Origin of the sequence: Thalassoglobus sp. (assembly GCF_048270125.1) — a bacterium.
In the GTDB taxonomy this organism is placed as follows: Bacteria; Planctomycetota; Planctomycetia; order Planctomycetales; family Planctomycetaceae; genus Thalassoglobus.
This window is the reverse complement of the sequence record NZ_JBLWTN010000023.1, coordinates 36,996-58,777: the sequence shown is the minus strand read 5'-3', so window position 1 is coordinate 58,777 and position 21,782 is coordinate 36,996. Positions and strand designations below refer to the sequence as shown.

The 21,782-nt window shown below is 50.4% G+C and carries 16 protein-coding genes; 10 read left to right on the top strand and 6 right to left on the bottom strand.

Annotated features, from left to right (window positions below; all coding sequences use genetic code 11):
- Positions 1 to 349: 349 nt before the first annotated feature.
- Positions 350 to 640: a hypothetical protein gene (locus ACN0YR_RS19680; protein WP_417850923.1), complete on the bottom strand. Its 291-nt coding sequence runs from the start codon at positions 638 to 640 to the stop codon at positions 350 to 352.
- Positions 641 to 1,960: 1,320 nt separating this feature from the next.
- Here ACN0YR_RS19680 and ACN0YR_RS19675 point away from each other — a divergent pair.
- Complete coding sequence (locus tag ACN0YR_RS19675; RefSeq protein ID WP_417850948.1) at positions 1,961 to 2,458, top strand: peptidylprolyl isomerase; 498 nt, start codon at positions 1,961 to 1,963, stop codon at positions 2,456 to 2,458.
- Complete coding sequence (locus tag ACN0YR_RS19670; RefSeq protein WP_417850922.1) at positions 2,458 to 3,351, top strand: D-amino acid aminotransferase; 894 nt, start codon at positions 2,458 to 2,460, stop codon at positions 3,349 to 3,351. The genes ACN0YR_RS19675 and ACN0YR_RS19670 overlap by 1 nt, the downstream gene beginning before the upstream one ends.
- 120 nt (positions 3,352 to 3,471) lie before the next feature.
- On the opposite strand, the gene ACN0YR_RS19665 is transcribed toward ACN0YR_RS19670, so the two are convergent.
- Positions 3,472 to 3,867: a YraN family protein gene (locus tag ACN0YR_RS19665; RefSeq protein ID WP_417850921.1), complete on the bottom strand. Its 396-nt coding sequence runs from the start codon at positions 3,865 to 3,867 to the stop codon at positions 3,472 to 3,474.
- Between the two features lie 410 nt (positions 3,868 to 4,277).
- On the opposite strand from ACN0YR_RS19665, the gene ACN0YR_RS19660 reads away from it, so the two are divergent.
- Entirely contained in the window at positions 4,278 to 5,126 is an 849-nt protein-coding gene (locus ACN0YR_RS19660; protein WP_417850920.1) for a sugar phosphate isomerase/epimerase family protein, read from the top strand.
- Positions 5,127 to 5,374: 248 nt separating this feature from the next.
- A complete protein-coding gene (locus tag ACN0YR_RS19655; protein ID WP_417850919.1) occupies positions 5,375 to 6,235 on the top strand; it encodes a formyltransferase family protein in 861 nt (286 codons plus the stop codon).
- Positions 6,236 to 6,304: 69 nt separating this feature from the next.
- Here the strand turns inward: ACN0YR_RS19655 and ACN0YR_RS19650 are convergent, their stop codons facing one another.
- The 3 genes from ACN0YR_RS19650 to ACN0YR_RS19640 all read right to left on the bottom strand — a co-directional run bounded on the left by ACN0YR_RS19650 (position 6,305) and on the right by ACN0YR_RS19640 (position 10,621).
- Complete coding sequence (locus tag ACN0YR_RS19650) at positions 6,305 to 7,372, bottom strand: P-loop NTPase (protein WP_417850918.1); 1,068 nt, start codon at positions 7,370 to 7,372, stop codon at positions 6,305 to 6,307.
- A 744-nt stretch (positions 7,373 to 8,116) separates the two neighbouring features.
- A complete protein-coding gene (locus ACN0YR_RS19645) occupies positions 8,117 to 8,962 on the bottom strand; it encodes a hypothetical protein (protein WP_417850917.1) in 846 nt (281 codons plus the stop codon).
- Between the two features lie 153 nt (positions 8,963 to 9,115).
- Entirely contained in the window at positions 9,116 to 10,621 is a 1,506-nt protein-coding gene (locus ACN0YR_RS19640; RefSeq protein WP_417850916.1) for a sulfatase, read from the bottom strand.
- Positions 10,622 to 11,272: 651 nt separating this feature from the next.
- Here ACN0YR_RS19640 and ACN0YR_RS19635 point away from each other — a divergent pair.
- Positions 11,273 to 12,478 carry a GNAT family N-acetyltransferase gene (locus ACN0YR_RS19635; RefSeq protein WP_417850915.1) on the top strand — a complete coding sequence of 402 codons (1,206 nt, stop codon included), beginning with the start codon at positions 11,273 to 11,275 and terminating at the stop codon, positions 12,476 to 12,478.
- A 92-nt stretch (positions 12,479 to 12,570) separates the two neighbouring features.
- Positions 12,571 to 13,485, top strand: coding sequence for a JmjC domain-containing protein (locus ACN0YR_RS19630; RefSeq protein ID WP_417850914.1), 915 nt, complete (start codon positions 12,571 to 12,573; stop codon positions 13,483 to 13,485).
- A gap of 35 nt (positions 13,486 to 13,520) precedes the next feature.
- Here the strand turns inward: ACN0YR_RS19630 and ACN0YR_RS19625 are convergent, their stop codons facing one another.
- On the bottom strand, positions 13,521 to 16,025 hold the full coding sequence (locus ACN0YR_RS19625; RefSeq protein ID WP_417850913.1) for a hypothetical protein: 2,505 nt from the start codon (positions 16,023 to 16,025) through the stop codon (positions 13,521 to 13,523).
- A gap of 423 nt (positions 16,026 to 16,448) precedes the next feature.
- On the opposite strand from ACN0YR_RS19625, the gene ACN0YR_RS19620 reads away from it, so the two are divergent.
- The 4 genes from ACN0YR_RS19620 to ACN0YR_RS19605 all read left to right on the top strand — a co-directional run bounded on the left by ACN0YR_RS19620 (position 16,449) and on the right by ACN0YR_RS19605 (position 21,718).
- Positions 16,449 to 17,555 (top strand): hypothetical protein, encoded by a 1,107-nt coding sequence (locus tag ACN0YR_RS19620; RefSeq protein WP_417850912.1) that lies wholly within the window; start codon positions 16,449 to 16,451, stop codon positions 17,553 to 17,555.
- A gap of 163 nt (positions 17,556 to 17,718) precedes the next feature.
- The gene (locus tag ACN0YR_RS19615) at positions 17,719 to 18,768 is read left to right on the top strand and encodes an ATP-grasp domain-containing protein (RefSeq protein WP_417850911.1); all 1,050 of its coding nucleotides are present in this window, start codon (positions 17,719 to 17,721) and stop codon (positions 18,766 to 18,768) included.
- Positions 18,743 to 19,765 (top strand): hydantoinase/oxoprolinase family protein, encoded by a 1,023-nt coding sequence (locus ACN0YR_RS19610; protein WP_417850910.1) that lies wholly within the window; start codon positions 18,743 to 18,745, stop codon positions 19,763 to 19,765. The genes ACN0YR_RS19615 and ACN0YR_RS19610 overlap by 26 nt, the downstream gene beginning before the upstream one ends.
- Before the next feature lie 93 nt (positions 19,766 to 19,858).
- On the top strand, positions 19,859 to 21,718 hold the full coding sequence (locus ACN0YR_RS19605; protein ID WP_417850909.1) for a TrkH family potassium uptake protein: 1,860 nt from the start codon (positions 19,859 to 19,861) through the stop codon (positions 21,716 to 21,718).
- Positions 21,719 to 21,782 lie beyond the last annotated feature (64 nt).

The window sequence follows — 21,782 nt, the reverse complement described above, 5'->3', positions numbered from 1 at the left end:
AGCGGAAAAAACCTCTGCCGAATCAAGCGTGTCCGAACAGAAAACAGAGGTAGTCGGAAGGAGAAAAGACGGAACTGGTGAGCAAGCCGCGGTGGCAGCATTCGAACCTGTATACATCTCCTTAGAGCATCTTTCGAAACGGGTTGCAGGTTCTGCCTCGTGGCGAACAGCATTTTTACTAGAACCAGTCCGAAAACCTCTGGAATCGTCGCTTTCCTCAACGTTTGAGAGAGCAATTTCAAGTTTCAGGACCAGCTCTAGAGAAATGCGTTCTTCACGGGCACACCTCAATGAATGAACCTCCAACAGGTTCATCGCTTCACATCTTCAGCATGCTGCGAAGCGAGGCTCATGTCCGTTCCTGATCCTGATCGAAGCGAAATGCGTTGGTCGAATCTTCGAACGGGTCCGACCCGATCACCATCATTGTGAAACCGGCGATCAAGAAGATCAGGCCGATGGTCGCTTCAATGGCCATTTCGAAAGTCGAAACTTCAGGGGGCTCTCCATTCAGAATTGGAGGAGCCAACTGTCCAATGATCAGCACAATGCACGCCAGGCCAATTCCAGTCAAACCGAAGCCTGCGACGGAGATTGTTTTCCATCTTCTGAGCGATTGTTCTGTGAATTTAAATTTCATCGTCTTACCCTCCAGTGCAGTGAACGACTTGGATTCCGAAAGCCCCAGACTTTGCAGATCCCGAATATGATTTCGCGATCTTGCTATGACTTGCCTGACAACACCTGCATTAGTGGTCATAAATTCTTTCGATGACAACGACTTCAGCAGCCTTGTTCATGTTTCCAGGCGGAATAGTTCACGATTTGTAACGGACTGTTCCTTTCTAAAATTGAGCGATTGAGTGAGGTGATCGAAAAACACGAAAACGGTCTCTCAGAGAGTGAGAGAATTCGTTCTGTCTTCGCTTTTGTACGGTTTTTATTTGCTACTTACTGGTGAAAACGGCTCATTTTGGGAAAGGATCAAGAATTCTCTCTGATTTTGAGAACAATTCCGCTCTCCTCGGAAGCAGGAGTTTCCACTCAGATTTGATCCACACTTTTGCGAACTCTTTCTGTCCTTTAGACTCACGGAATGAATTCAGGTTCACACGAATTTCGGCAGCGTAATTTTCCGGAGTGTTTTCTCCGTAAAGAATTTGTGTGAGACAGGTTGCGATGAACGTCAGCTCAGCCGGTCTTGTTGAGTCTCGATCCGGGTCAACACTTTCCATCTTTTGTCAGTTCAATGTTTTGCGCAACCTACTAAACTCGATGTGACACGAAATTCAAAGTGACGCTGTCCAGTTAGAACATCCATATTTTCGGAGATCAAATGTTTATACGAATCCATTGTGCATTGCTTCTTAGTCTGTTTCTGTTCGCCGGGAGCGGTCCCGTGAATGCTCAGGAGAAGAAAGCAGAACTCTCTTGGGAGCAACTGTTGAAAGTCCGCGAAGACTCCTTCACTCGATTGAAAGAGCTTCAGGCAGAAGCACAAAAAGCGACTCCCGCACAGCGAGAAGAGCTTGTCAAAGAATACACCCAGATTGCGACTCGGCTGCAGAATGAAATTTTCCCGGGACTGGGGCAACAGGTCGCAGGAGAACTCGAAAAGAACCCAAAGGATGAGACAACTCTGGAAGTTGCAAATGAACTGATGCAATTCTCATTCAGTCGCAATGACTATCCGACAACAAAGGCCGTTGCTGAAGCTGTCCTGAAAGCGGATGCCCAAAATGATGTGGCTGCCAACTTTGCGGGTGTCGCAAATTTCGCAGAGCACAACTTTGAAGATGCTCATCGCATTCTCAGCCTGGCGAAGAAAAAAGGTCAACTTCTGGGAGACCTGGGGGGGCAATACCTGGGAACGTCTGAGACCTATATCGACTATTGGGCGAAAGAGCAGGCGATTCGTGAAAAAGAAGCGGCTGCCACCGGTGATGATCAACTTCCTCGTGTGAAATTTGAAACAAGCCGAGGCGACATTGTTCTTGAACTCTTCGAAAACGAAGCTCCAAACACGGTCGCCAATTTTGTGAACTTGGTCGAAAAAGGGTTCTACGATGGCCTGCTGTTCCATCGAGTGATTCCAAACTTCATGGCACAAGGAGGCTGCCCACTCAGCAAAACCAACCCTCAAAGAGCCGGCAGCGGCGGACCTGGTTATAATATTGAATGTGAAGCCTACCAGCCGAACGCACGTCGCCACTTCTCCGGAACATTGAGCATGGCTCATGCCGGGAAAGATACTGGCGGCTCGCAGTTCTTCATCACTCACTTGCCAACACCGCACCTGGACCGGGAAATCAGCCCCAGTAGTGTCCATACCGTTTTCGGTCGCGTGGTCGAAGGGCTTGATGTGGTACGTTCATTGCAGAAAGACGACGTGATTGAAAAAGCGACTGTCATTCGCAAGCGAAAACACGAGTACAAACCCAAGACGATTCCAGAATAATGTATGACCCCGATGTCAGTCAGATGTTCGATCAAGTTCCATTGGCCAACTGGAACGGTACGCAAATGCCGCTCTCTGAAGCCAAGGTCTCAGTGCTTGATCGGGCATTTCTGTTTGGAGATGCAATCTACGAAGTTCTCCGAGTTTACGGCGGAAAACCGTTTCTCTTTGATGACCATATCGCGAGGTTGAGACGTAACTTCGAAAAATTGCAACTCCCAGCAGATGCTGACATCATCGCTCAGCGAGTACGAGAAACGATCGCAGCCAGCGATGTCACAGAAGGGACTGTCTACATTCAGGTGACGCGCGGAGTCGCACCGCGAATTCACCGATATCCGGCAACTCCGCCAACGCCGAGCGAACTGATCTATGTCTCACACTTCAAAGATCCGTATCAGGAACTGAGAAAAGTCGGCACGCGTGTGATCATTTTGGAAGATCTCCGCTGGAAGCGATGCGACATTAAGTCGGTCAACCTGCTGGCAAATTGCATGGCTGCCCAAACCGCCTATGAAGCTGGATGTCCTGAAGCTTTGCTCGTTGATGAGAAAGATCGACTCATCGAGGGATCTCGCACAAGCCTGTTCGGTGTCCGAGACGGTCGTATTTTAACAACTCCACTTGGGCAAAATATCCTTCCGGGAATCACGCGTAAGCTGCTGATTCAACTTGCCGGAGAGTGCAATGTTGAAATCAGCGAAGCGATGATTTATCGCAACGATCTTCCAAAGCTGGATGAACTCTTTATTACCGGAACAACAACGGAAATTCTGCCGGTTATTCAAGTCGAAGACCAAACAATCGGTGACGGAACTGTTGGTCCGGTTGTTTCTCAGCTCATCACCGCGTACGCCAAGACGATTGAACGCTTCCGGCATTCTGGTGGATAGAGCAATTCGCATGTTGCTCCTTCCGCTCGACTTCGCGGCGAGCAGTCTATGAAGGTCGTGAAAGTGACCTCCTCCGGGCGCCTCAATTATTGAGAATGCACTACGCACTCACGAGGTCAATCAGGAATAAAACTGACCGTGACCAACTGCTTCGAAAGCGTGGATGAAATGCTCGATGACAGGTTTTTTTCCGTCCTGCCAGATGATGGAGACAACATCAAAGCGACAGCGATGTTCGAGTAAGTTTCTTTGTTTCAGCCACGCAAGTGCGGTCCGCGTGAGCTGTTTCTGCTTTTGAACACCGACCGCTTCACTGGGGTGGCCGGTCGTTGCTGAAGATCTCGTTTTCACTTCTACGAAGACAATCGTCTCACCATCTCGGGCGATGAGATCAATCTCCCCAATTTGATTGCGAGCTTGTCGCGACAGAATGCGATAGCCCAATTTCTTCAGAAATCGGGCCGCTGCTCGCTCTCCACGATTCCCCAGCAAACGATTCAGCCAGCCAATCTGCATTTGTATTCCATTTGTTTTAGTGCATCTTTCGAATTGGTTTGCAGGTTCTGCCTCGTGGCGAACAGTATTTTTACTGGAGAACTGCGTTCTTCACGGGCACACGGTAGAGCAAACTGCTCTATCGCTCTTCAGGCATTCAATCTCTGGAGGTGCTGCGGTGCAATAGAGTCAGGATGCACGAGTTGTTATATTGTCTACGTTCTATTGTGAGCGATGGAAATTGTCTGGTCTTGCACACGATCTCGACCGCAAGACAGAACCGGACAAGCTGACCCGAGAGACGTCTCTCATCGGGTGTTGTTTCAAGAATTGCAGTTTCGTTAAGACACTGTCAAGAATGACAGCAATAGACTGTCGATCATGGCACTGTCTAAAACGAGACGGTCGAATTTTATTTCAGGGGAATATCAATGAGTCAATGGCCTATCGGGGTGTTTACCTCTGTCGATGCTGGTTTGGGAGTTCGTCTTGACGTTGTGGAAGAATTGAAGATCCCAACAGTTCAGATTCACGCTCCACATCAGGAAACGCGAACGGAACAAACCGCGAAAGACTTCTTGCAAAAGTGCAAAAACGCTGGAATCGAAGTCACATGTGTTTTCGGAGGCTTCGAAGGGGAAAGTTATGCGAGCATCGCTGAGACTGTCAAAACAGTCGGGCTCGTTCCTCAAGAGACACGTGCAGCGCGTGCTCAGGAAATGAAAGAAATCGCTGACTTCGCGAAGCTGCTCGGCGTCCAGACGGTCGCTCTGCATATTGGATTCGTTCCGGAAGATCGAAACGGAGACGATTACAAAGGGCTGCTGGAAGTGACTCGCGATTTGCTGGATTACATCAAAAAGAATGGTCAACAACTGAACCTGGAAACCGGTCAGGAAACGGCGGACCATCTTCTTGAATTCATCAGCGATGTCGACCGCGACAACCTCTTCATCAACTTTGATCCAGCCAACATGATTCTCTACGGCACCGGCGATCCGATCGAAGCACTCAAAAAAGTCGGGCACCTCGTGCGGAGTATTCATTGCAAAGATGGAACGTGGGCACCTGAAGGTGAACGTGGTACGGCGTGGGGTTGTGAAGTCGCACTCGGCCAAGGTGACGTCGGTATGGAAACCTATCTGCGGACGCTCAAAGAAATCGGCTATACCGGACCACTCACGATTGAACGAGAAATTCCGGAAGATCGTGATCAGCAGAAAGCGGACGTCGGGGCAGCCGTCAGCTTGCTCGAAGAGCTGCGCTCGAAAATCCTTTAATTTTCAGTTATGCCCGCTGAGCAACTGGCCCGAGTCTGTTGCTCAGCGGTTTGTTGATCCGTTTGCGAAATCGACGATGTGAGCGCATTTCAAAACTTGCGATACTCCCCACACTTGCTGAATTTTTTGCTATTGGGGCTCTTCAGCGAATCGTTTCCGTGATTCCTCAGCACATTTCCTCGCTGAATTTTGCCCTGTTTCTTTCCCTGGAATCCGCAAAGAGACATACAGAGAGTTGAGTCAATTTTATGCAGGTCATTATCACCGCTGTTGGTCCTGATAATCGGGGGCTTGCAGATCCGATTGTCCACTACGTGACACAGTCCGGAGCGAATCTTCATGAGATTCAAATGTACGACCGCGACTTTGAGCAACTGTTCGCGATGCTGATTCGTATGGAATGGCCGGCCGAGGATGAACCGATTTCGGTGCTGCGAGAGCGGATGAATCAGATCGGGGAACTCAAGGGGCTGAAGATTCGGGTTTGGGCGCGTGATGAACATGACCGTCCACCTCGCATTGCACTTTGCACAACCTATCGCCCGGAGCCAGCACTCGCGGTGCTTCGAGATATTCGCGACAAGCGTCTCAACGCGACTGTCCCGGTGATGATTGGAAACCGGGATTCGTGTCGCGGAATCGCGGAGCAGTTCGGTGTCGAGTTCCACAACATCGGGGATTCCAAAGGTGTTCCCGATGACGACAAGTTTGTAAGTCTGTTCGACGAGTACGACGTCGACTACATCGTTCTGGCGAGATACATGCGCATCGTTCCGCCGCGAGCCTGCTGGGAGTTTGCAGGGGGGCGGATCATCAACTTACATCACGGAGTCCTGCCATCGTTTCCGGGGTTCCGACCGTATCACGATGCCTATAGTCACCACATGCTCAGCTATGGGGCGACGTGCCATTTCATCGTCCCCGAGCTTGATGCCGGGAATCAAATCATTCAACAAAGCACATTCACCGTCCACCCCGGGACTCCCCTGGAAGAGATCATTCAGCGTGGAGAAAAAGACAACGAACCGCGCTGTCTCGCTGAAGGTCTTCGCCGGGTCGTCGATCGGGAAGTTGAACTTCACTTTCACAAAGTCGCCAGAGTGAAGTAGTGAGTGTGAAGTCAATCGAGACTCTGAAGTGAGGACTTTTACAGAGTGGCCTGTAAAAAGTCCGTCACGTTACAGAATTTCGAGCGTTGGCATTGTTGGATTCTTCATGATTTCTTTGGCGATTCGCATGGCAACATTGCTGCTGATTTCAAGAATCGCTTCACGTGCAGGGTTCTCTTCGGCGACAAGAGCAGAGATCTTTCCTTCGTCTCCCTTGATGCGAACATCGGAAGTTGACGGAATTTCTCCAAGGAAGGAAACTCCCATTTCTTCCGCTTTGGTTTTTGCTCCTCCGCGTCCGAAAATATCACCAGTCATGTTTTCGACCATTCCGAGGATCGGAATTTTGACCGTTTGGAACATTGAAATCGCTTTGCCTGCATCGAGCAATGCAATTTTTTGTGGGGTGCAAACGATTACGGCTCCGGCGAGTTGAACCATTTGTGAAAGGGTCAACGCAACATCACCCGTTCCTGGAGGCATGTCGACAACCAGATAATCCAGTTCGCCCCACTCGGTTTGTTGGAGGAATTGGCTGAGAGCTTTGTGAAGCATTGGGCCACGCCAAACAATCGCCTGGTCTTCTCCGACCATAAACCCCATCGACATCAACTTGATGCCGTCGACTTCAATCGGAACGATCCGTTCGATAGTCCGACCATCCGGGGCTTGAATTTGACGCATCGCGGGTTGCCCGGTGGCTCCGAGCAGATGGGGAACGCTCGGCCCATAGACATCAGCGTCCATCAGTCCCACACTCGCTCCCAAATGTTTTAACCCATAGGCTAAACAGGCAGCGACCGTCGATTTGCCAACGCCCCCTTTTCCACTCCCGACGGCGATGACGTTCTTGACCTTGAGTCCGACCTTCGCTCCGGAATCTTTCCCACGGACAACGCTCGTGATCTCGACGTCAACCTGTTCGAGATCAGTATGTTTTTCTCGAACGGCGGACTGGAGCGATTCCTTCAACTGTTCCTGATTGGGATATGCTGGAGTAGGGAGTTCGATCTTAACGGTCGCTTTGGCTCCTTCGACCGTGACGCCTTTGAGCATCTTCGCCCGCGAGAGGGGGATTTCGAATTGAGGATCGACGAACGCTCCAAGAGTGGATTCAACATCTGCCGCAGTGGACATGATTCACCTGTATAGATATCTAACGCGGCTTCACAACAGGCCGCACTTAAAAAAGGAAGTGTCCAATGAAGCCGCTGGACTCGGGTCGAAGGATGAAATTCAATTCGGAGTTGATCCGAAATTCAGGTTGATTATTTTTTCAGTGCTTGAGAGACCATCATCAAGTTTTGGATCGGCTCTCAATGAAAAAGTTCTGTTTGGTGGAAGATGCAGACCGACCTCGCTCATCGAGCGATTTGTCTCAACTGAGCAGTTTCAATTTTTGTCGTGTCTGTGAAGGTCACTTTGATGACTTCATAGACGGCTCGCCGCGAGGCTGAGCGCCTACATCACTTTCAAAAGATCTCGTCAGGCCTGGAGTGACACGTCGCAACAGTCCCTCTGCATGCCTGCTGGCGTACATTCCAGATGTCGACGACCTGTCAAATCAAGTCTGATGAAACAGTAGAGCAGTTTGCTCTACCGTGTGCCCGTGAGGATCGCATTTCTCTTATAAAAATGCTGTTCGCCACGAGGCAGAACCTGAAAACCAATTCGAAAGTTGCTCTAGTTTAGAATCGCTTGCGCTTGAAACAACAGCTTCAGAGTCCTCAATCTCAGTTTCTCAGAGATCAAAAGGTTTTTCCCATTAAATCCGGGGTTTCAGCAGGCCGAATGGTTCGTTTTCACCCGGAACTCTGAGAATTTTGAAATTGATAAGAGGGAGACAAGCTCGCAGGTCTGTTCGAGTGAAAGGCGATTTCGTCAGCGAGTCCAGGGACCGCTACTGAGGACTTGTTTTCGGCCTTCGCTGGCATCTTCGACGACGGTGAATGTCATCGTTTTGCCTTCGATTTTGAATTTGTAAGTCCCTTTTCCTTCAACAGCTAATTCGCCGGTCACATCGTCAAATGTCATTTGATCATCTTTCACATTGACGAGAGAATCAACGACAATTTTGCCATCTTTCTCGAGAGTCACCTCTCCCTTGGGGGTCACTTTCATCACCCATTGACTATCGCCGAACTCGCGACGCCATGCTCCGAGCGGACCGAGAGCCTGTTGAATTCGGTTGCGATGAAATTCCAAGGCATCTTCCGCTGCGACTTCGCCTTGGGCAAGAGCTTTGATTGTTGGGAGAAGCTGGACAGCCTGGTTCACAGAAAAGCTGAAGTACTCTTTCACTTCACTTTCCAGCAAAAATCCACGTGGAAGAATCGGGACGGTGAATCGGAAGTAGGTGGTGTTGTTATCGTGATTCATCCCAAGTCCGGGGACCGGGTAGCTATGGTTGATTCGCACCATCGCTGATTCGACAACAGTCAGATTCTCATCAGGGATCTGTACAGGAATAACTTGAATGAAATGGACAAAACCGTCGCGGGCCGCCCAGCGAATAACTTGTGCAGAGTTCAAGCCTCCCCGTTTCACAGGGATCACGACGTATTGCTCTGGAATATTGGCTTGATGTTCGATCTTCTCTGCTTTGAGGATCTCAACAAGTTCCTGGAGCGATGTCACTTTTTTTGGTGTCGGGGGTGCTTCCTGGCTCATCAATGGGGATGATGCGAAACATATCACCAGACATAAAACGGCGAGGCTAGGTTTCATGAGAAATCCTGAACAGCTTGTGCGTATTCGAAAATGAAATGAGTGTCATCGTGAAGATTGGAAGTTTCCACAATGGCTGATGGGTTCTTACAGAATCTGAAAACGTGATTGTCTTTCCAGTGTATCAGAGTGATTTCAGAAGTGTTGTTTGCGTTACTTCACGAGTTGAGACTCAATGATCGGCTCGCCTTCCCAAAACCATTGGTTTCCCTCTTTTGTCAATAGGCGGGACTTGCTCCCCGGGGCAGGAGGGGCATCATTACGAGGATAAAGTTTTGCCAGCGATGCTTTGATTTTCTGAAACTGTGGATCGTTTGCAAGGTTCGTGAATTCATCTGGATCATGCAGGATGTCGTATAATTCTTCGGAACCGTCTGCGTAGTGAATGTATCGATATTGGTCTGTCACAACAGAGTGATTCCCGGCGTTGTGCGTGGTGATGGCAGGCCACTTTCGCGGAGCGTCTGCATTCTTGAGTTGTGGGACCAGACTGTGTCCTTCAAGGTCATTCCGAGGAGCAAGATCGCACAAATCGATGAGTGTCGGGAACATGTCGAGGAGTTCCGCGGGCTGTTTACAGATCGCTCCCGATTCGATACCCGGTCCGGCAAAGATAAGTGGGACGCGGGTCGATTCGTGCCAGAGAGTGTTCTTGCCGGTGATCCCTTTCTCTCCGAGGTGCCAACCATGATCGGACCAGAGGACGATAATCGTGTTGTCTGCCTTTCCGCTTTCTTCGAGTGCATCCAGAACTCGACCGACCTGGCTGTCAACAAAACTGACTGAAGCCAAATAGGCACGGACAAGTGGTTTCCATTGTTGATTGGCTTTCAGCCAAGAGAGGCGAACTTCCGGCAAGTACCAATACAACTTCCAGGAAAATTCCGGGACATCCGCGCGATCGTCCAGCGGAACGTTCGGCAGGAGAAGTTCATCTTCAGGATAAAAGTCGAACCACTTTTGTGTGGCGTAGCATGGGACATGAGGCAGAAAGAAACCGACAGACATGAAGAACGGTTCTTCCGGTGGAGAAGCGAGTTGATCGACTGCCCAGCTGGCAACCTTCCAGTCTCCCTTGTCTTCGTCTTTGTGTGGAAACGTCCCCCAGTCGACGAGCGGATGATTGCCCATTGGTGTTTCGACCAGTTTTTCAGGCGGGCGAACGCCGACACCAGCTGCCGGACCCCATACGTCATACTCCTTCAGCTTCTCGTTTTTGGGAGGGTAGCCGCCGTGGTAGATCTTCCCGGCAGTGAGTGTTTTGTAACCAGCTGCCTTAAAGTGCTGCGGGAGGGTTACATGGTCCTTGAATTTGTCGACAGTACGAAACCAGGGTTGAAGCGCATACACACCCGTCGTCGTAGGGCGTAACCCGGTCATCAAGCTGGTTCGGGAAGAATTGCAAAGTGGGGCTTGGCAATGTGCATTGGTGAAAAGTGTGCCTTGAGCAGCCAGACGGTCAATATTCGGGGTCTTGGCCTGTGGATGCCCGCTCATGCAGCCTTCCCAGTCGTTCAAGTCGTCAATCGCGATGAAAAGGACATTCGGTTTCGTTGATTGATTTGCCTTCTGGTCAGCTGCAACTGGACCAGTGATGCAAAATTGCAACAAGAAAATGCTTACCAGAGGGAAACTCTGAGAACCAAAGCGAGTTTTCATACTTAACCCTATTAATGCGTGCACTCTGACAGATGAGGTATGGATGCTGATTGATTCAAACATGTCTGAGGTCTGATTGCAACGGTTCCTTGAGTTCTGTCGTGCTGGTGAGCTGTGTCACAGAGGAAGAGGCTAGGAATTGTAGGGAATCGGGAGCATTGTTGCGGCGGCAGGGTATATTTTTGAACCGTCAACTCAAAAAACAGGAAAACTGATATTTGGAGTCGACAACGCCCATTTTTAGAACCAGTCCGGAAACTTGTGAAATTCTCGCTTTTCTCAGTGCTTGAGAGAGCAAATTCAGAGTTCAGGATCAGTTCTAGAGCAATTTGCTCTCCCGTGTGCCCGTGAAGACCACAGTCATGACTTCGTGGATTGCTTACCACGAGGCAGAACTTGAAGACCAATGTTCGATTTGCTCCCGCATTTCGTGATGAGAAAGGTAGCTGAGCGACGTTCAGCATGATTCACAAAAGAGGATTTGGGTGAGGCGACATGTCTGTGAAACCCTGTCATCAATTGTGAAAGAGAACACTTCGGAATGCACCCATGAAAGAATCAGGACAAATATCAACCGGACTTCCCCCTCCCAGCGAGACGTTTTGAACCCATAATTCTCCTCGAAATCGTCCTAGTCCGGAAAGACAATTCATGTCCGAAGTGCAACTTGCATGCTCTCCTGAAGAGACCCGCCAAGTCGACAAAGTTCAGGTTCCCTCCTCGATTGGCCCGTTGACAACCGAGGGCCAGATAACAGCCATCACGCTCTCCTCCCCGTCAGAAATGGATCAGTGGGTTAGCGAATGGAGCGAACTGGCTCAGCAGACCGAATTCTGTAATGCGTTCTACGAACCAACGTTCTTTCAAGCAGCAGTGAAAAAGTTAGCTTCGCAAGAAGACTGGCAAGTCGTTCTGATCAAAGATGATGCTGACAACAAGCTGCTAGGTTTTTTCCCATTTGTAAGGGGGCGAGGCCCCTCTCGGCTTGCTGAGCTTTCTCTCTGGAAGTCCGAACTCAGCTTCCTGACCTCTCCATTGATACGAAGTGGGTCGGAACAGCAAGTTTTTAAGCTGTTGCTGAAACACCTGCGAACGATGCAACCGCGAGTCGATCTTGTTGAGCTTCCAATGGCTCTTGCGGAAGGGCGAGTCCATCAGGAACTGCATCGCCTGATTCGCGACAACTTGTTGACCACCTATCACTACGATCATTATTCAAGGGCAATTCTGACGGTCGGGCACAATTACGATGAGTTGCTGACTGAAAACATTGGACGGCATCACTTCAGAGAATATCGACGTCAACTCCGGCGGATGAACAATCTCGGACAGGTCGAGTTTCGCACGAATGGAGATCCAGAATACGGCGAATGCTGGGCAGACTGGTTTCTTGATCTGGAATTGAAAAGCTGGAAAGGAGAAGAGGGTTCTGCCTTGAAGCAGGATCCTCAGCAGGAAGAATTCTTTCGTGAACTCGTCACCAGTGGGACCAGAGCGGGTGATGTTGAGGTGCTGGGAATGTTCCTTGATGGAGAGCCTGTGGCGATGCTCTGCACGCTGCTCTCCCGGAGAGGTTCCTTCGAATACAAAATTGCCTTTGACCAGGAGTACAAAAAATACTCTCCCGGGATGCTGGTTCAGCTCCACAAAATGCAGCAATTTCTCGAATCGCAAAAGTCACCCTGGGTCGACTCCTGTGCAGTTCCAAATCACCCAATGATTAACCGGCTTTGGAGTGAACGTCGATCGATCGAACATGTGGTGATATCGCTGGGGCGTCCGTGGGCGAATATTGTCCTGGGAGCAATGCCTCTGTTGCGTTCGTTAAAAAGAACATTTCGTAAACCAAAACGTTAGGGCATTTTCAATGCCTGTGGTGCCAGAGTCAGGCTTTCGGACCTTTCCTTACCGCGATCTGTACGGTCAAAAAATCTTCCTGGAGAGAAACCATGTCATCTACGATTACAAATCAAGTGAACCAGACTGCTGAAGCCTCGGAAGAGATTTCTGTTGCTAAAGAACTCCTCTCCTTGAATCCGGTTGACTTCGAATCGAAGTTCTCGCGTGAGCCTTTTTTAATCGACCATGCGTTGTGTGATCATCCTTTGTTTCAGCTTGATCGATTGATTGATCTCACGAAGACATTACCGGAAGAGTGCATTGAATATAACGCCGGAAATTTGCCGGTGAGCATCGACCCGAGCCTGACGCCTCGCAATGGTCTTTCTCCGGTCGAAACGATTCGCCGCATTGAAGAGTGCGAGTCCTGGATGGTCATCAAGTACGCCGAAAAAGACCCCGCTTATCGCGAGCTTTTGGACGTCTGTCTGGAACAGTTGCGTCCTTATACTGATCCAATCGCCCCTGGAATGACGCAACCGCAGGCGTTTGTCTTCATCACCTCACCCGGCTCTGTGACACCGTATCATATCGATCCAGAACACAACTTCCTTCTGCAGATTCAAGGCAGCAAGGAAGTGAGAATGCTCGATGGTCGAGAGAAGTCGATCGTTGGTGAAGAAGACCTGGAACAGTTTTATTCTGATCGTGGACGAAATCTCAAGCTCCGAACGGAGCATCAGGAGAGCGGATGGACCTTTGATCTTCAATCGGGAAAAGGATTGCACTTTCCAGTCACATTTCCACACTGGGTGAAGAATGGAGAATCCGTTTCGATTTCGTTCAGCATTACCTTCCGAACTCCAGACCTCGATCGACGACGAGCATTATACCAGACGAACGCAGCCTTGCGGGACAAAGGCTATTCACCTTGGCCAGTTGGGAAAAGTCAGCTGAGAGATCAACTTTATTACAACGGGTTTCGTGCCTGGCGACGATTGACCAGTCGCCTGAATAAGGGCTGAGGATCTCGACGGAAGGTGGCTGCCGATGTTGTGTGTTACGGTGCTGGAATCGCAGTGACAAAACCAAGATAGACCGCTCCCTGTTCGAGGCCGCTCAGGTCTCGGATGCTTTGTGTCTTGAGGATTTTCCAGAGCTGAGGTGCGGAATCAGCTTGGGTGGTATGTGCTGCGAAGAGCAGAAACGCATCTTGCCGCAGGACGGGGTCAGTCAGTGTTGTCAGGAAATCGAACGTTTCTTTGACCGATCTTTTTTGTTGGATTCGCCCAATGATTTCCAGTGCGATCATATCTGAACGATCACGTGCTTCGTGTGCCGATTTGGAACGATAGAACTTTCGAAGATTGTCAGCGGCAGCTCGCATGTTTCCCTTTTGGAAGTCGAGACGAATTGCACCAGTTCCGCTGTCAACAGCATCGAACTCGGGCCTGTTCTTTAAGGCGACGTAAATACTCTGTTTCAGATCCTGAGAATTCTCTAATTCTGCGAGCACAATCAACAGGCCGGGAAGTGAGCTATCCAAGAATGGTTCTCGTTCCATGCTGTCGGTCAATTCATGACGTGCAACGGCGTAGTCCCAGGTTTCCTGAAGTAATCCTGCTTTCGCGATTCCACGAAGCAAGTTCACTTGAAACTGCAGTCGAGCATCGGCAGCATCCTTGAGATCCTGACACTGTTTGCGGTATCGAATAAAGGCTCCGCGGACCTGGGATGAACTCAGGTCCAGCGTCCTTTGTAACTGGCTTTGAACGGAGCTACTTTGGTTCCGGCATTCGTCGAGAATCTCTTGAGCTTTCACGGGGCTGGGTGACGTCGCTCGGGCGTAAGCCATCGACTTTTCCATGTACTCTTTGGCCTGGTCCGTTTTTTGAAACTGAACACTGATCAAAGCGATATCGGCACACGCCATTGCTGAGGATCGTTCCTCAGCAGGATTACTGAGTCCCAGATGAGCTTTTCCGGAAGAATTGTAGATCTCCTTCATGGAAGGAAATTTTTCTGGTTTCGGTTCAGGAATCTTCGCGGCTGCAGCAATTGCTTTATCGAATGCAATTTGAGCGGCCTGGTCCTGTTTTTTAGTTTTCAAATGCGAGGCGACGGCAGCCCACATCCGCGTGAGACCAGTCGCGGAGACGCCTGACTCTTTGCCGGTGACGGTCTCGACGACAGACTCTGGTTTCATTTCAGCGAGTCGCCCAGCCCAGCTGGCGCGACAGGCATCTGTTCCGGAGACTGATTGTGCCGTGGAGATCACAGCGAACGCTTCGGATTCCCGTCCTTTAGCGACGAGCGTTTCGATGACGCTCATTCGCAATGGTTCAGGCATCACAAGGTGATAGGGACGAGAGGCCTCCAAACCGATGTCGTACGTATGGGAGTCATACGCTGCTCTCCATAACGCAGAGGCTTTCCCACGAAATCCAAGATCCCCTTCAGCGTCTCTGACTTGCTCCGAGATGAATTTTGCAGCTTCATCCTGTTTTCCGACTGCAACAAGAACGGCTGTGATTGAAGTGGCTGCATCAAGCGACGAGCGGACGTTTCCGAGAGTTCGTCTTAAGTTCAATGGGACTTTGCGTGCTTCTGCGACTGCATTCATTGCAGTGGTCGTCGCTGCTTCGGTATCACCTTTTTTGAGTTGAGCCCAGGCAATGTCAGCTGCTGGCTGCAATTGAAGATACCCGGTCGAGACTCCACCTTCTCGCAAGCGTTTCAGGTGCTTCTGAGCTTCTGCGATTTGACCGGAAACAGCGAAGGCTTGGGCGGTCATCTGTTTTCCAATGAACGGATTTTGATTGCCGCTTCCTTTGCCACCGACGGCAGATTCGATTTTCTGCAGCGACTGACTTCTGATTTCGGAAAGTGAGATCTCTTCGGGTTTGCAGTCGTCACAATCAACCACAGTGGGGCAGTTGTCACAATCTACGGGGCCTCCGTTCGGATTCGGATTCTGGGAGCCTCCGTTATTGACGACCGGATCCTTCGGGCTCAGCATGCTGTAAACGCCAAAGCCGACGCCGAGTAATACGACAGCTGCGGCTGCGATGATGATTGTCTTTTTATTGTCACTCTCTTCTTCCGGTGGGGCTTCCACCTTTGGACGTTTCGACTTGAATACGGGGACGATACATTCCGAGTTGGCACACTGCACATCCTTCCCGGCATCCTGTGGGAGCATGTACCCTTTCGTTTCACACATTGGACAGATGATTTCATACGTCCGGGTTTTCGTGGGACGTGGAGCCAGCTTGATCGCTTTTTTGACAGCGAACGTGTCGACTTCAAAAGGATCGTCGTCATCCTTTTTCTGATCCGTTCCTGCCGCTTTGGAAGATGGCTTCGCTTTCGCACTTCCGGTTGCCGACTTGGATGACTTCTGTCCGGGATCTTTCGCCGTGGTTGCTTTGGCTCCCGATGGTGCTTTCGGACTGGTAGCCTTAGGCTTCGGCTTGCCAGACATGGACGCCCCGCAAAATGGGCAGTCATCGACATCATCTTCAAGAACAGAGGCTTGGCAGGCCGGGCACTTGCGAAAGTCCATAATTGTGAATTTCAGGCTGAATTGATGGGATTTATCGGAGAATCAATGCAAAAATTGAATCCTCGACCTGTTGCGGGAACGCCGCATCTTTGGGACATGATATCAGCGTTCGAGTCTTGACTCGAACGCCAACTCTCAAGGAAATCAACAGGTCTCTCCGCATTTGAATCTGTATCAGCGGAAAACTTTTGCTTCCTTGAGCGTGGAACAGACTACAATCTAGTATAACAATTCCGGTAAACTGTTAGAATTGCAAGAGAGATTCCAGTTCCGGTGAGTCGGAATTGGCCATTTCACCTTGAATAAGCAGGATCAGTCTTTCAAACACGATTGTCACAACCATGATACCCTGGTTGTTGATCGTGATTTTACGGATGATCAATTCATCTCATTGATATTCAGCACAGCGCGGAGTTGATTCTCATGCGAAAGATTCCTCGAATCGCATTCAGTCTGTTGGCAGTTCTCCCCTTCACGATTATCGGTTGTGGCGGAGGAGGGGCTGATAGCACTCCACCTGAGAGCAACACTTCGTCAGCTCCGGCTCCTGCTCCGGTCACGACGGCGACGACACCGCAACCGGCTCAGCCCGCTGCGACGGATTCAAAAGTCGATCCTGACCGCAAGGAAACAAAGTGGATCGGAGACATTCCTTACGACGTCTTCTACGACCAACCGTTGACTGTGGCTGCGAACAGCACAGCTATTGGCGGAACGGCCCCAGCGAGTGTTGTCGATGCCGGAACGTCTCCTCAGGAAATGGCTCCAAAGGAAAACACCCCAGCTCCAGAAACAGGCGGAAGTTCCTCAGCGACAGGGAAAGTAGACTGGGCGACGGTACTGCCTATGCCAATTCTCATTGAAGAGCTTAAGTCGATCCGAACACGCTTAACCGGAAACCTGCAAACTGTCGCAACATACAATCGAAGTGCCGAAGCGATCGCCCTCGATGGTTCCATGATTGCTGCCATGGGAGCAATCACGACGGTTCATCCAGAGGCTGACACCTGGAAAGAGCGAGGAAAGTTTATTCGTGCGCTCGGTTACGAAATTTATTCGAACTCAGGAGAGTCAGGACGCTCTGCGTTTAAGTCGGTCGAAGATCCGTTTCTCAAGTTGCAAACAGCAATGGACGGTGGAAACGTAGATTTGGGCGATGATGTCGAAGAAGTCGTTCCGTTCGCGGATGTCGTTTATGTCGCGGACATGATGCAGCGAATCGAAGTGACGTTCAGCAATCTCAAAGCAAACATCAACACCGAAGCTCGGATGAAAGAAGATCTGCCAGGTGTTGAAAGAGAACTCCGCATCCTGGCTGCATTGGGAACAATGATGGGAACCGAGAGTTACGAGAACACAGACGCAAAACAATATCAGGCTTTCATTGCTAAATTCGTCGGAGGGGCGATGAACGGTGCGGAAGCGGTGAAAGCGGAAGACTATGAATCCTTCCGGGCCGGGTTGGATCAAATCCAAGTCACCTGCGCGGAATGCCATCAGCAATACCGTGGAAGCGAATCTGGATTCTAGAGCATCTTTCGAATTGGTTTGCAGGTTCTGCCTCGTGGCATCAGCAAGTATTGACTTGCGACCTCTCTCTGTATCAGAGAAGTGAAAAGCAAGTTTTGAGACCAGTTCTAGAACACTTCCGTGTGACGCGTGTTCATGGACACGGTCTCAACAGGAATTGGGAATGCGGTTGTTTCTCTACGAGGATCTTTGCGGGGGAGGTTGCGATGAGTTCCTCGAGATTCCATCGCTGAAGACCGAAGGATTGGCGATGCTGAATGCGCTGATCCAAGACTTTTCTCTCATTTCCTCTGCTTTTTCCGGAACGGAACCTCAGCTGATCACGCACTGGGATCTCAGGCACGGATCAGCCCCGTTTCAAAACAGTCAGAATCTTCAGGTTGTGAATATTGAGGAAGGGCAAGCTGATGTAGCATTCTCTGAGACATTGAAACATTGCGACGCTGTTCTGGTCGTCGCCCCTGAATCCGGGATGCGACTTCAACAGCTGTGCGAACTCGTGGAGCGAAGTAATTGCCGCTCTCTGAATTCGTCGTCAACTGCGATTCAACTCTGTGCTGAGAAGCTCTTGTTCGCTCAACATCTTGAGCATGCAAAGATCACGACGATTCCAACCTCCACGGTTTTAGAAGATCTCCCTTTATCGAGTCACTACGTCCGAAAACCTAGAGACGGTGCAGGTTCGTCAGGTGTTCAACTTTTTTTAGAACAGGAAGCCCGGGCGGCATCACTCAGTCCAGTCAAGAACACGATTTGGCAACCTTTCATTTCTGGACAGCCATGCTCCATGGGATGTTTCCATAATGCAGTGACAGGCGAATTACTCTGTTTGCCGATCGCTAAACAGCAGCTTTCGGAAGATGGACGATTTCAGTATCAAGGAGGAGAAATTCCTTTGGTCACTGCGAAACGGTCGGCTGCAACTCAGCTCGTCGAATCGCTCGTTGATTCCGTCGGAGGCTTGAACGGGTACTTCGGTGTCGACATGATTCTCACCTCGGCAGGGGAGGTGGTGCTCGTCGAAGTGAATCCTCGATTGACAACAAGCTATGTCGGCTATCGCAAGATGACAAAGTCGAACCTCGCAGAATATTTCTTAAAACTCCCGAAAGCTGCCAAGATCGACTGGGGGCAGCACATCACTTTCCAGCCGAATGGAGAAACCCAAGGGCGAACCCTCAATAGGAATGAACGTGACTGTGGTTGGAATTGATATCGGAGGCGCGAACCTCAAAATTTCAGACGGGACGACGTCGATGTCACGCCCGTTTCCACTTTGGAAATCTCCCGATCAACTCTCTGATGCTATTCAGAGCTTACTTGGTGAGTATCCAGAATGTTCGAAACTCGCTGTGACTATGACTGGCGAGCTCGCAGATTGCTTTCCGACCCGGGCCGCTGGAGTGCGACATCTTGTCGAGTCCGTTCAGAGTGCAGCTGGTGCTCGGGAGATCTCAATCTGGCAAACCGGCGGAGAGTTTTTTACGCCTGAAGAAGCTGCCGAAATCCCGGAACTCGTCGCTGCAGCAAACTGGCATGCGTTAGCCACCTGGGCTGGCCGGGCTGCCTCGTCTGGGACTTCCTCCCTCTTGATCGACATCGGTTCCACGACGACAGATTTCATCCCGATGGAATCTGGAATTCCAGTTCCGCAAGGAACGACCGATCTTGATCGCCTTGGCTCGGGAGAGCTTGTGTATACAGGGGTCCGGCGGACTCCACTTTTTGCAATCACTCCGACTGTCGATGTTCGCGGACAAGTAACTCCTTTGGCTGCCGAATTGTTCGCCACAGCTCACGATGTCTCCCTCCTGCTCGGTGACTGCAGGGAGAATCCGCAGGAGATGGAGACTGCGAACTCCCGCCCTCTGACGATTCCAGAATCGCTCAACCGAGTCGCCCGATCGGTCTGTTCTGATTCTGATCAACTTTCTGAAAATGAAATTCTTGAGATTGCCTCCCAGGTTCGCAGAGCTCAGCTTGCTACTCTGTCGGCTGCGATGGAGTCTGTTCTCAAGCGAATGCAAATGATTCCTTCAACGATCATTCTCTCTGGAGAAGGGGAGTTTCTCGCGAAGAAAATGTTGTCAGAACACTTTCCGAATCTGCTGGAACAAGAGTGCCTTTCAATGTCAGAGATGATTGGGCCGGTTCATTCGCAGACTGCTTGTGCGTATGCACTCGCAATTCTTGGACGCGAAAGACTTTGATAATCGCCGGCGACTGGATACTGTCATATCTTTCGATGGCAATATTCTTTGTCCGCTTTGTTTTCAAATGATGCTTGAATTATATCGATACGAATGAAATCCGTTCAGTCGCTTCCTCACCAATGGAGTTCAAAGCCGACACGTTACCCAGTGCGGGTGAAGTGGTTGCGGCGGATGGATGCGACGTCTCAAGTGATTGGCTCAACAGTCATTGTGATTGGCCATGGTTTGCGACGATCGGGAATCATTCCGTGGGAGCTTGGAGTAGTCCCGATCCTGGTGATGCTGTTCATTAGCGTCTCAACTCTGGTGCGATTTCGCTGGAGTTTGGCTCAGCAGTCATTTGCAAAGCGGAACTTTTGGACAGTGCTTGCCGCTGCTGTGTGGCCGCTGGGAGTCGTTGCTGTCCTGATTATTGGTCCAATTTTGCCCGATACAAACGGCGATGGCTTTGGCGGGCCTCGCTGGTGGGGACTGGTTCATCTCTCAGAGTTCGTTGTCATCCTGTATTCATTGACCGGGACGATTCGTGGACTCCGAAAATTCACCTCTGGCGGAGTGAACCCCGCGTTTTTGCTTGTAGCTTCGTTCCTGATGCTCATCACGGTCGGAACAATCGTGTTGATGTTGCCAGCCTGCCGAGCATTCCCTCCCCAAGTGGCACTCGAAGGAGCCCCTTTCCTCGTTGCCTTTTTCACAGCCACAAGTGCCAGCTGCGTCACCGGTTTGATTGTTGTCGACACTCCGACGTATTGGAGTCCGATCGGGCAATTTGTCATCATGTGTTTATTTCAGATTGGTGGGCTGGGCATTATGACATTTAGTGCCTTCTTCGCGGTGATCGCTGGGAGAAACGTGCGGCTCAGCGAATTTGCAACGCTCCGTGATCTGCTCTCCTCAGATGGTGTTGGTGATATTCGTCGACTGATCTACGCCATACTCGGATTTACGTTTGTTGCAGAACTGATCGGTGCCATCTTCTTGTGGCCAATGTTTGCAGATCTACCACTCTCGCAGCAGATCTTCATGAGTCTCTTTCATTCCATTAGTGCGTTCTGCAATGCAGGCTTTGCACTTACAGAAAACAGCTTCGTAGGGATGGGGGATACATGGTGCGTGAGTGGTGTCATCGCAGCCCTGATCATTACGGGAGGTCTCGGGTTCTCTGTCCTGTATAACCTTGCAACTTTCGTTCGAACCGAATTCAAGAGGTTTACGGGCTCGCGGTTGTTCTATGTTCCGCGACAGCGACATCGATTGAGACTCGAAACAAAACTTGTTTTGACTTCCACAATTGTGTTGCTACTCGGCGGGTGGGGGATGATCTACCTGCTGGAGCGAACAGGCGCGGGACATGAATCCAGTATTTCACTTGCTGACGCCTGGTTTCAATCGGTCACATTTCGGACAGCTGGCTTCAACACGGTCGACCTTGGAGAGCTTCAGCCATCGACGAAGCTGATCGCCATTTTCTTGATGATCGTCGGCGCTTCACCCGGCTCGACAGGTGGCGGGATCAAGACAATCGTCTTCGCTGTGGGAGCCGTTGGATTACTCACCGTGATTCGAGGACGGAGAAAGGTTGAAGCCTTCGGGCGAACGATTTCGGAGACAACAGTCAACCGGGCGTTAGCGATTGTCTTTACGTCGTTGTTGACCGTTATGGCCACAACGATTTTGATTGTCATTTTCGAAGGCCGCCCAGAGTTATTTCTGGATCATTTGTTTGAAGCGACCAGTGCCGTCGGAACGGTAGGGGTCTCTTCAACAGTTCAGCTTGATACAAATGAATTCGCCTCCACAACATCTTCTCTCACCTCTCCTTCAAGAATTGTGGTGATCGTTGCCATGTTCCTCGGACGCATCGGCCCGCTTACATTGCTGCTCGCTCTTGCCGGAGAAGGTCGACAAACTCGTTATGAGTACCCGACCGAGCGTGTCACACTTGGGTAACAACACAGTGGTAAAGCAGTAGTGAACAGTGACTAACATGTTCAGAGAAATATTGCACAGCATT

What these genes read in the sequence shown, in the direction of transcription:
- ACN0YR_RS19680 (WP_417850923.1), bottom strand. Translation starts at nt 640, where the DNA reads ATGAAATTTAAATTCACAGAACAATCGCTCAGAAGATGGAAAACAATC.
- ACN0YR_RS19670 (WP_417850922.1), top strand. Translation starts at nt 2,458, where the DNA reads ATGTATGACCCCGATGTCAGTCAGATGTTCGATCAAGTTCCATTGGCC.
- ACN0YR_RS19665 (WP_417850921.1), bottom strand. Translation starts at nt 3,867, where the DNA reads ATGCAGATTGGCTGGCTGAATCGTTTGCTGGGGAATCGTGGAGAGCGA.
- ACN0YR_RS19660 (WP_417850920.1), top strand. Translation starts at nt 4,278, where the DNA reads ATGAGTCAATGGCCTATCGGGGTGTTTACCTCTGTCGATGCTGGTTTG.
- ACN0YR_RS19655 (WP_417850919.1), top strand. Translation starts at nt 5,375, where the DNA reads ATGCAGGTCATTATCACCGCTGTTGGTCCTGATAATCGGGGGCTTGCA.
- ACN0YR_RS19650 (WP_417850918.1), bottom strand. Translation starts at nt 7,372, where the DNA reads ATGTCCACTGCGGCAGATGTTGAATCCACTCTTGGAGCGTTCGTCGAT.
- ACN0YR_RS19645 (WP_417850917.1), bottom strand. Translation starts at nt 8,962, where the DNA reads ATGAAACCTAGCCTCGCCGTTTTATGTCTGGTGATATGTTTCGCATCA.
- ACN0YR_RS19640 (WP_417850916.1), bottom strand. Translation starts at nt 10,621, where the DNA reads ATGAAAACTCGCTTTGGTTCTCAGAGTTTCCCTCTGGTAAGCATTTTC.
- ACN0YR_RS19635 (WP_417850915.1), top strand. Translation starts at nt 11,273, where the DNA reads ATGTCCGAAGTGCAACTTGCATGCTCTCCTGAAGAGACCCGCCAAGTC.
- ACN0YR_RS19630 (WP_417850914.1), top strand. Translation starts at nt 12,571, where the DNA reads ATGTCATCTACGATTACAAATCAAGTGAACCAGACTGCTGAAGCCTCG.
- ACN0YR_RS19625 (WP_417850913.1), bottom strand. Translation starts at nt 16,025, where the DNA reads ATGGACTTTCGCAAGTGCCCGGCCTGCCAAGCCTCTGTTCTTGAAGAT.
- ACN0YR_RS19620 (WP_417850912.1), top strand. Translation starts at nt 16,449, where the DNA reads ATGCGAAAGATTCCTCGAATCGCATTCAGTCTGTTGGCAGTTCTCCCC.
- ACN0YR_RS19615 (WP_417850911.1), top strand. Translation starts at nt 17,719, where the DNA reads ATGCGGTTGTTTCTCTACGAGGATCTTTGCGGGGGAGGTTGCGATGAG.
- ACN0YR_RS19610 (WP_417850910.1), top strand. Translation starts at nt 18,743, where the DNA reads ATGAACGTGACTGTGGTTGGAATTGATATCGGAGGCGCGAACCTCAAA.
- ACN0YR_RS19605 (WP_417850909.1), top strand. Translation starts at nt 19,859, where the DNA reads ATGAAATCCGTTCAGTCGCTTCCTCACCAATGGAGTTCAAAGCCGACA.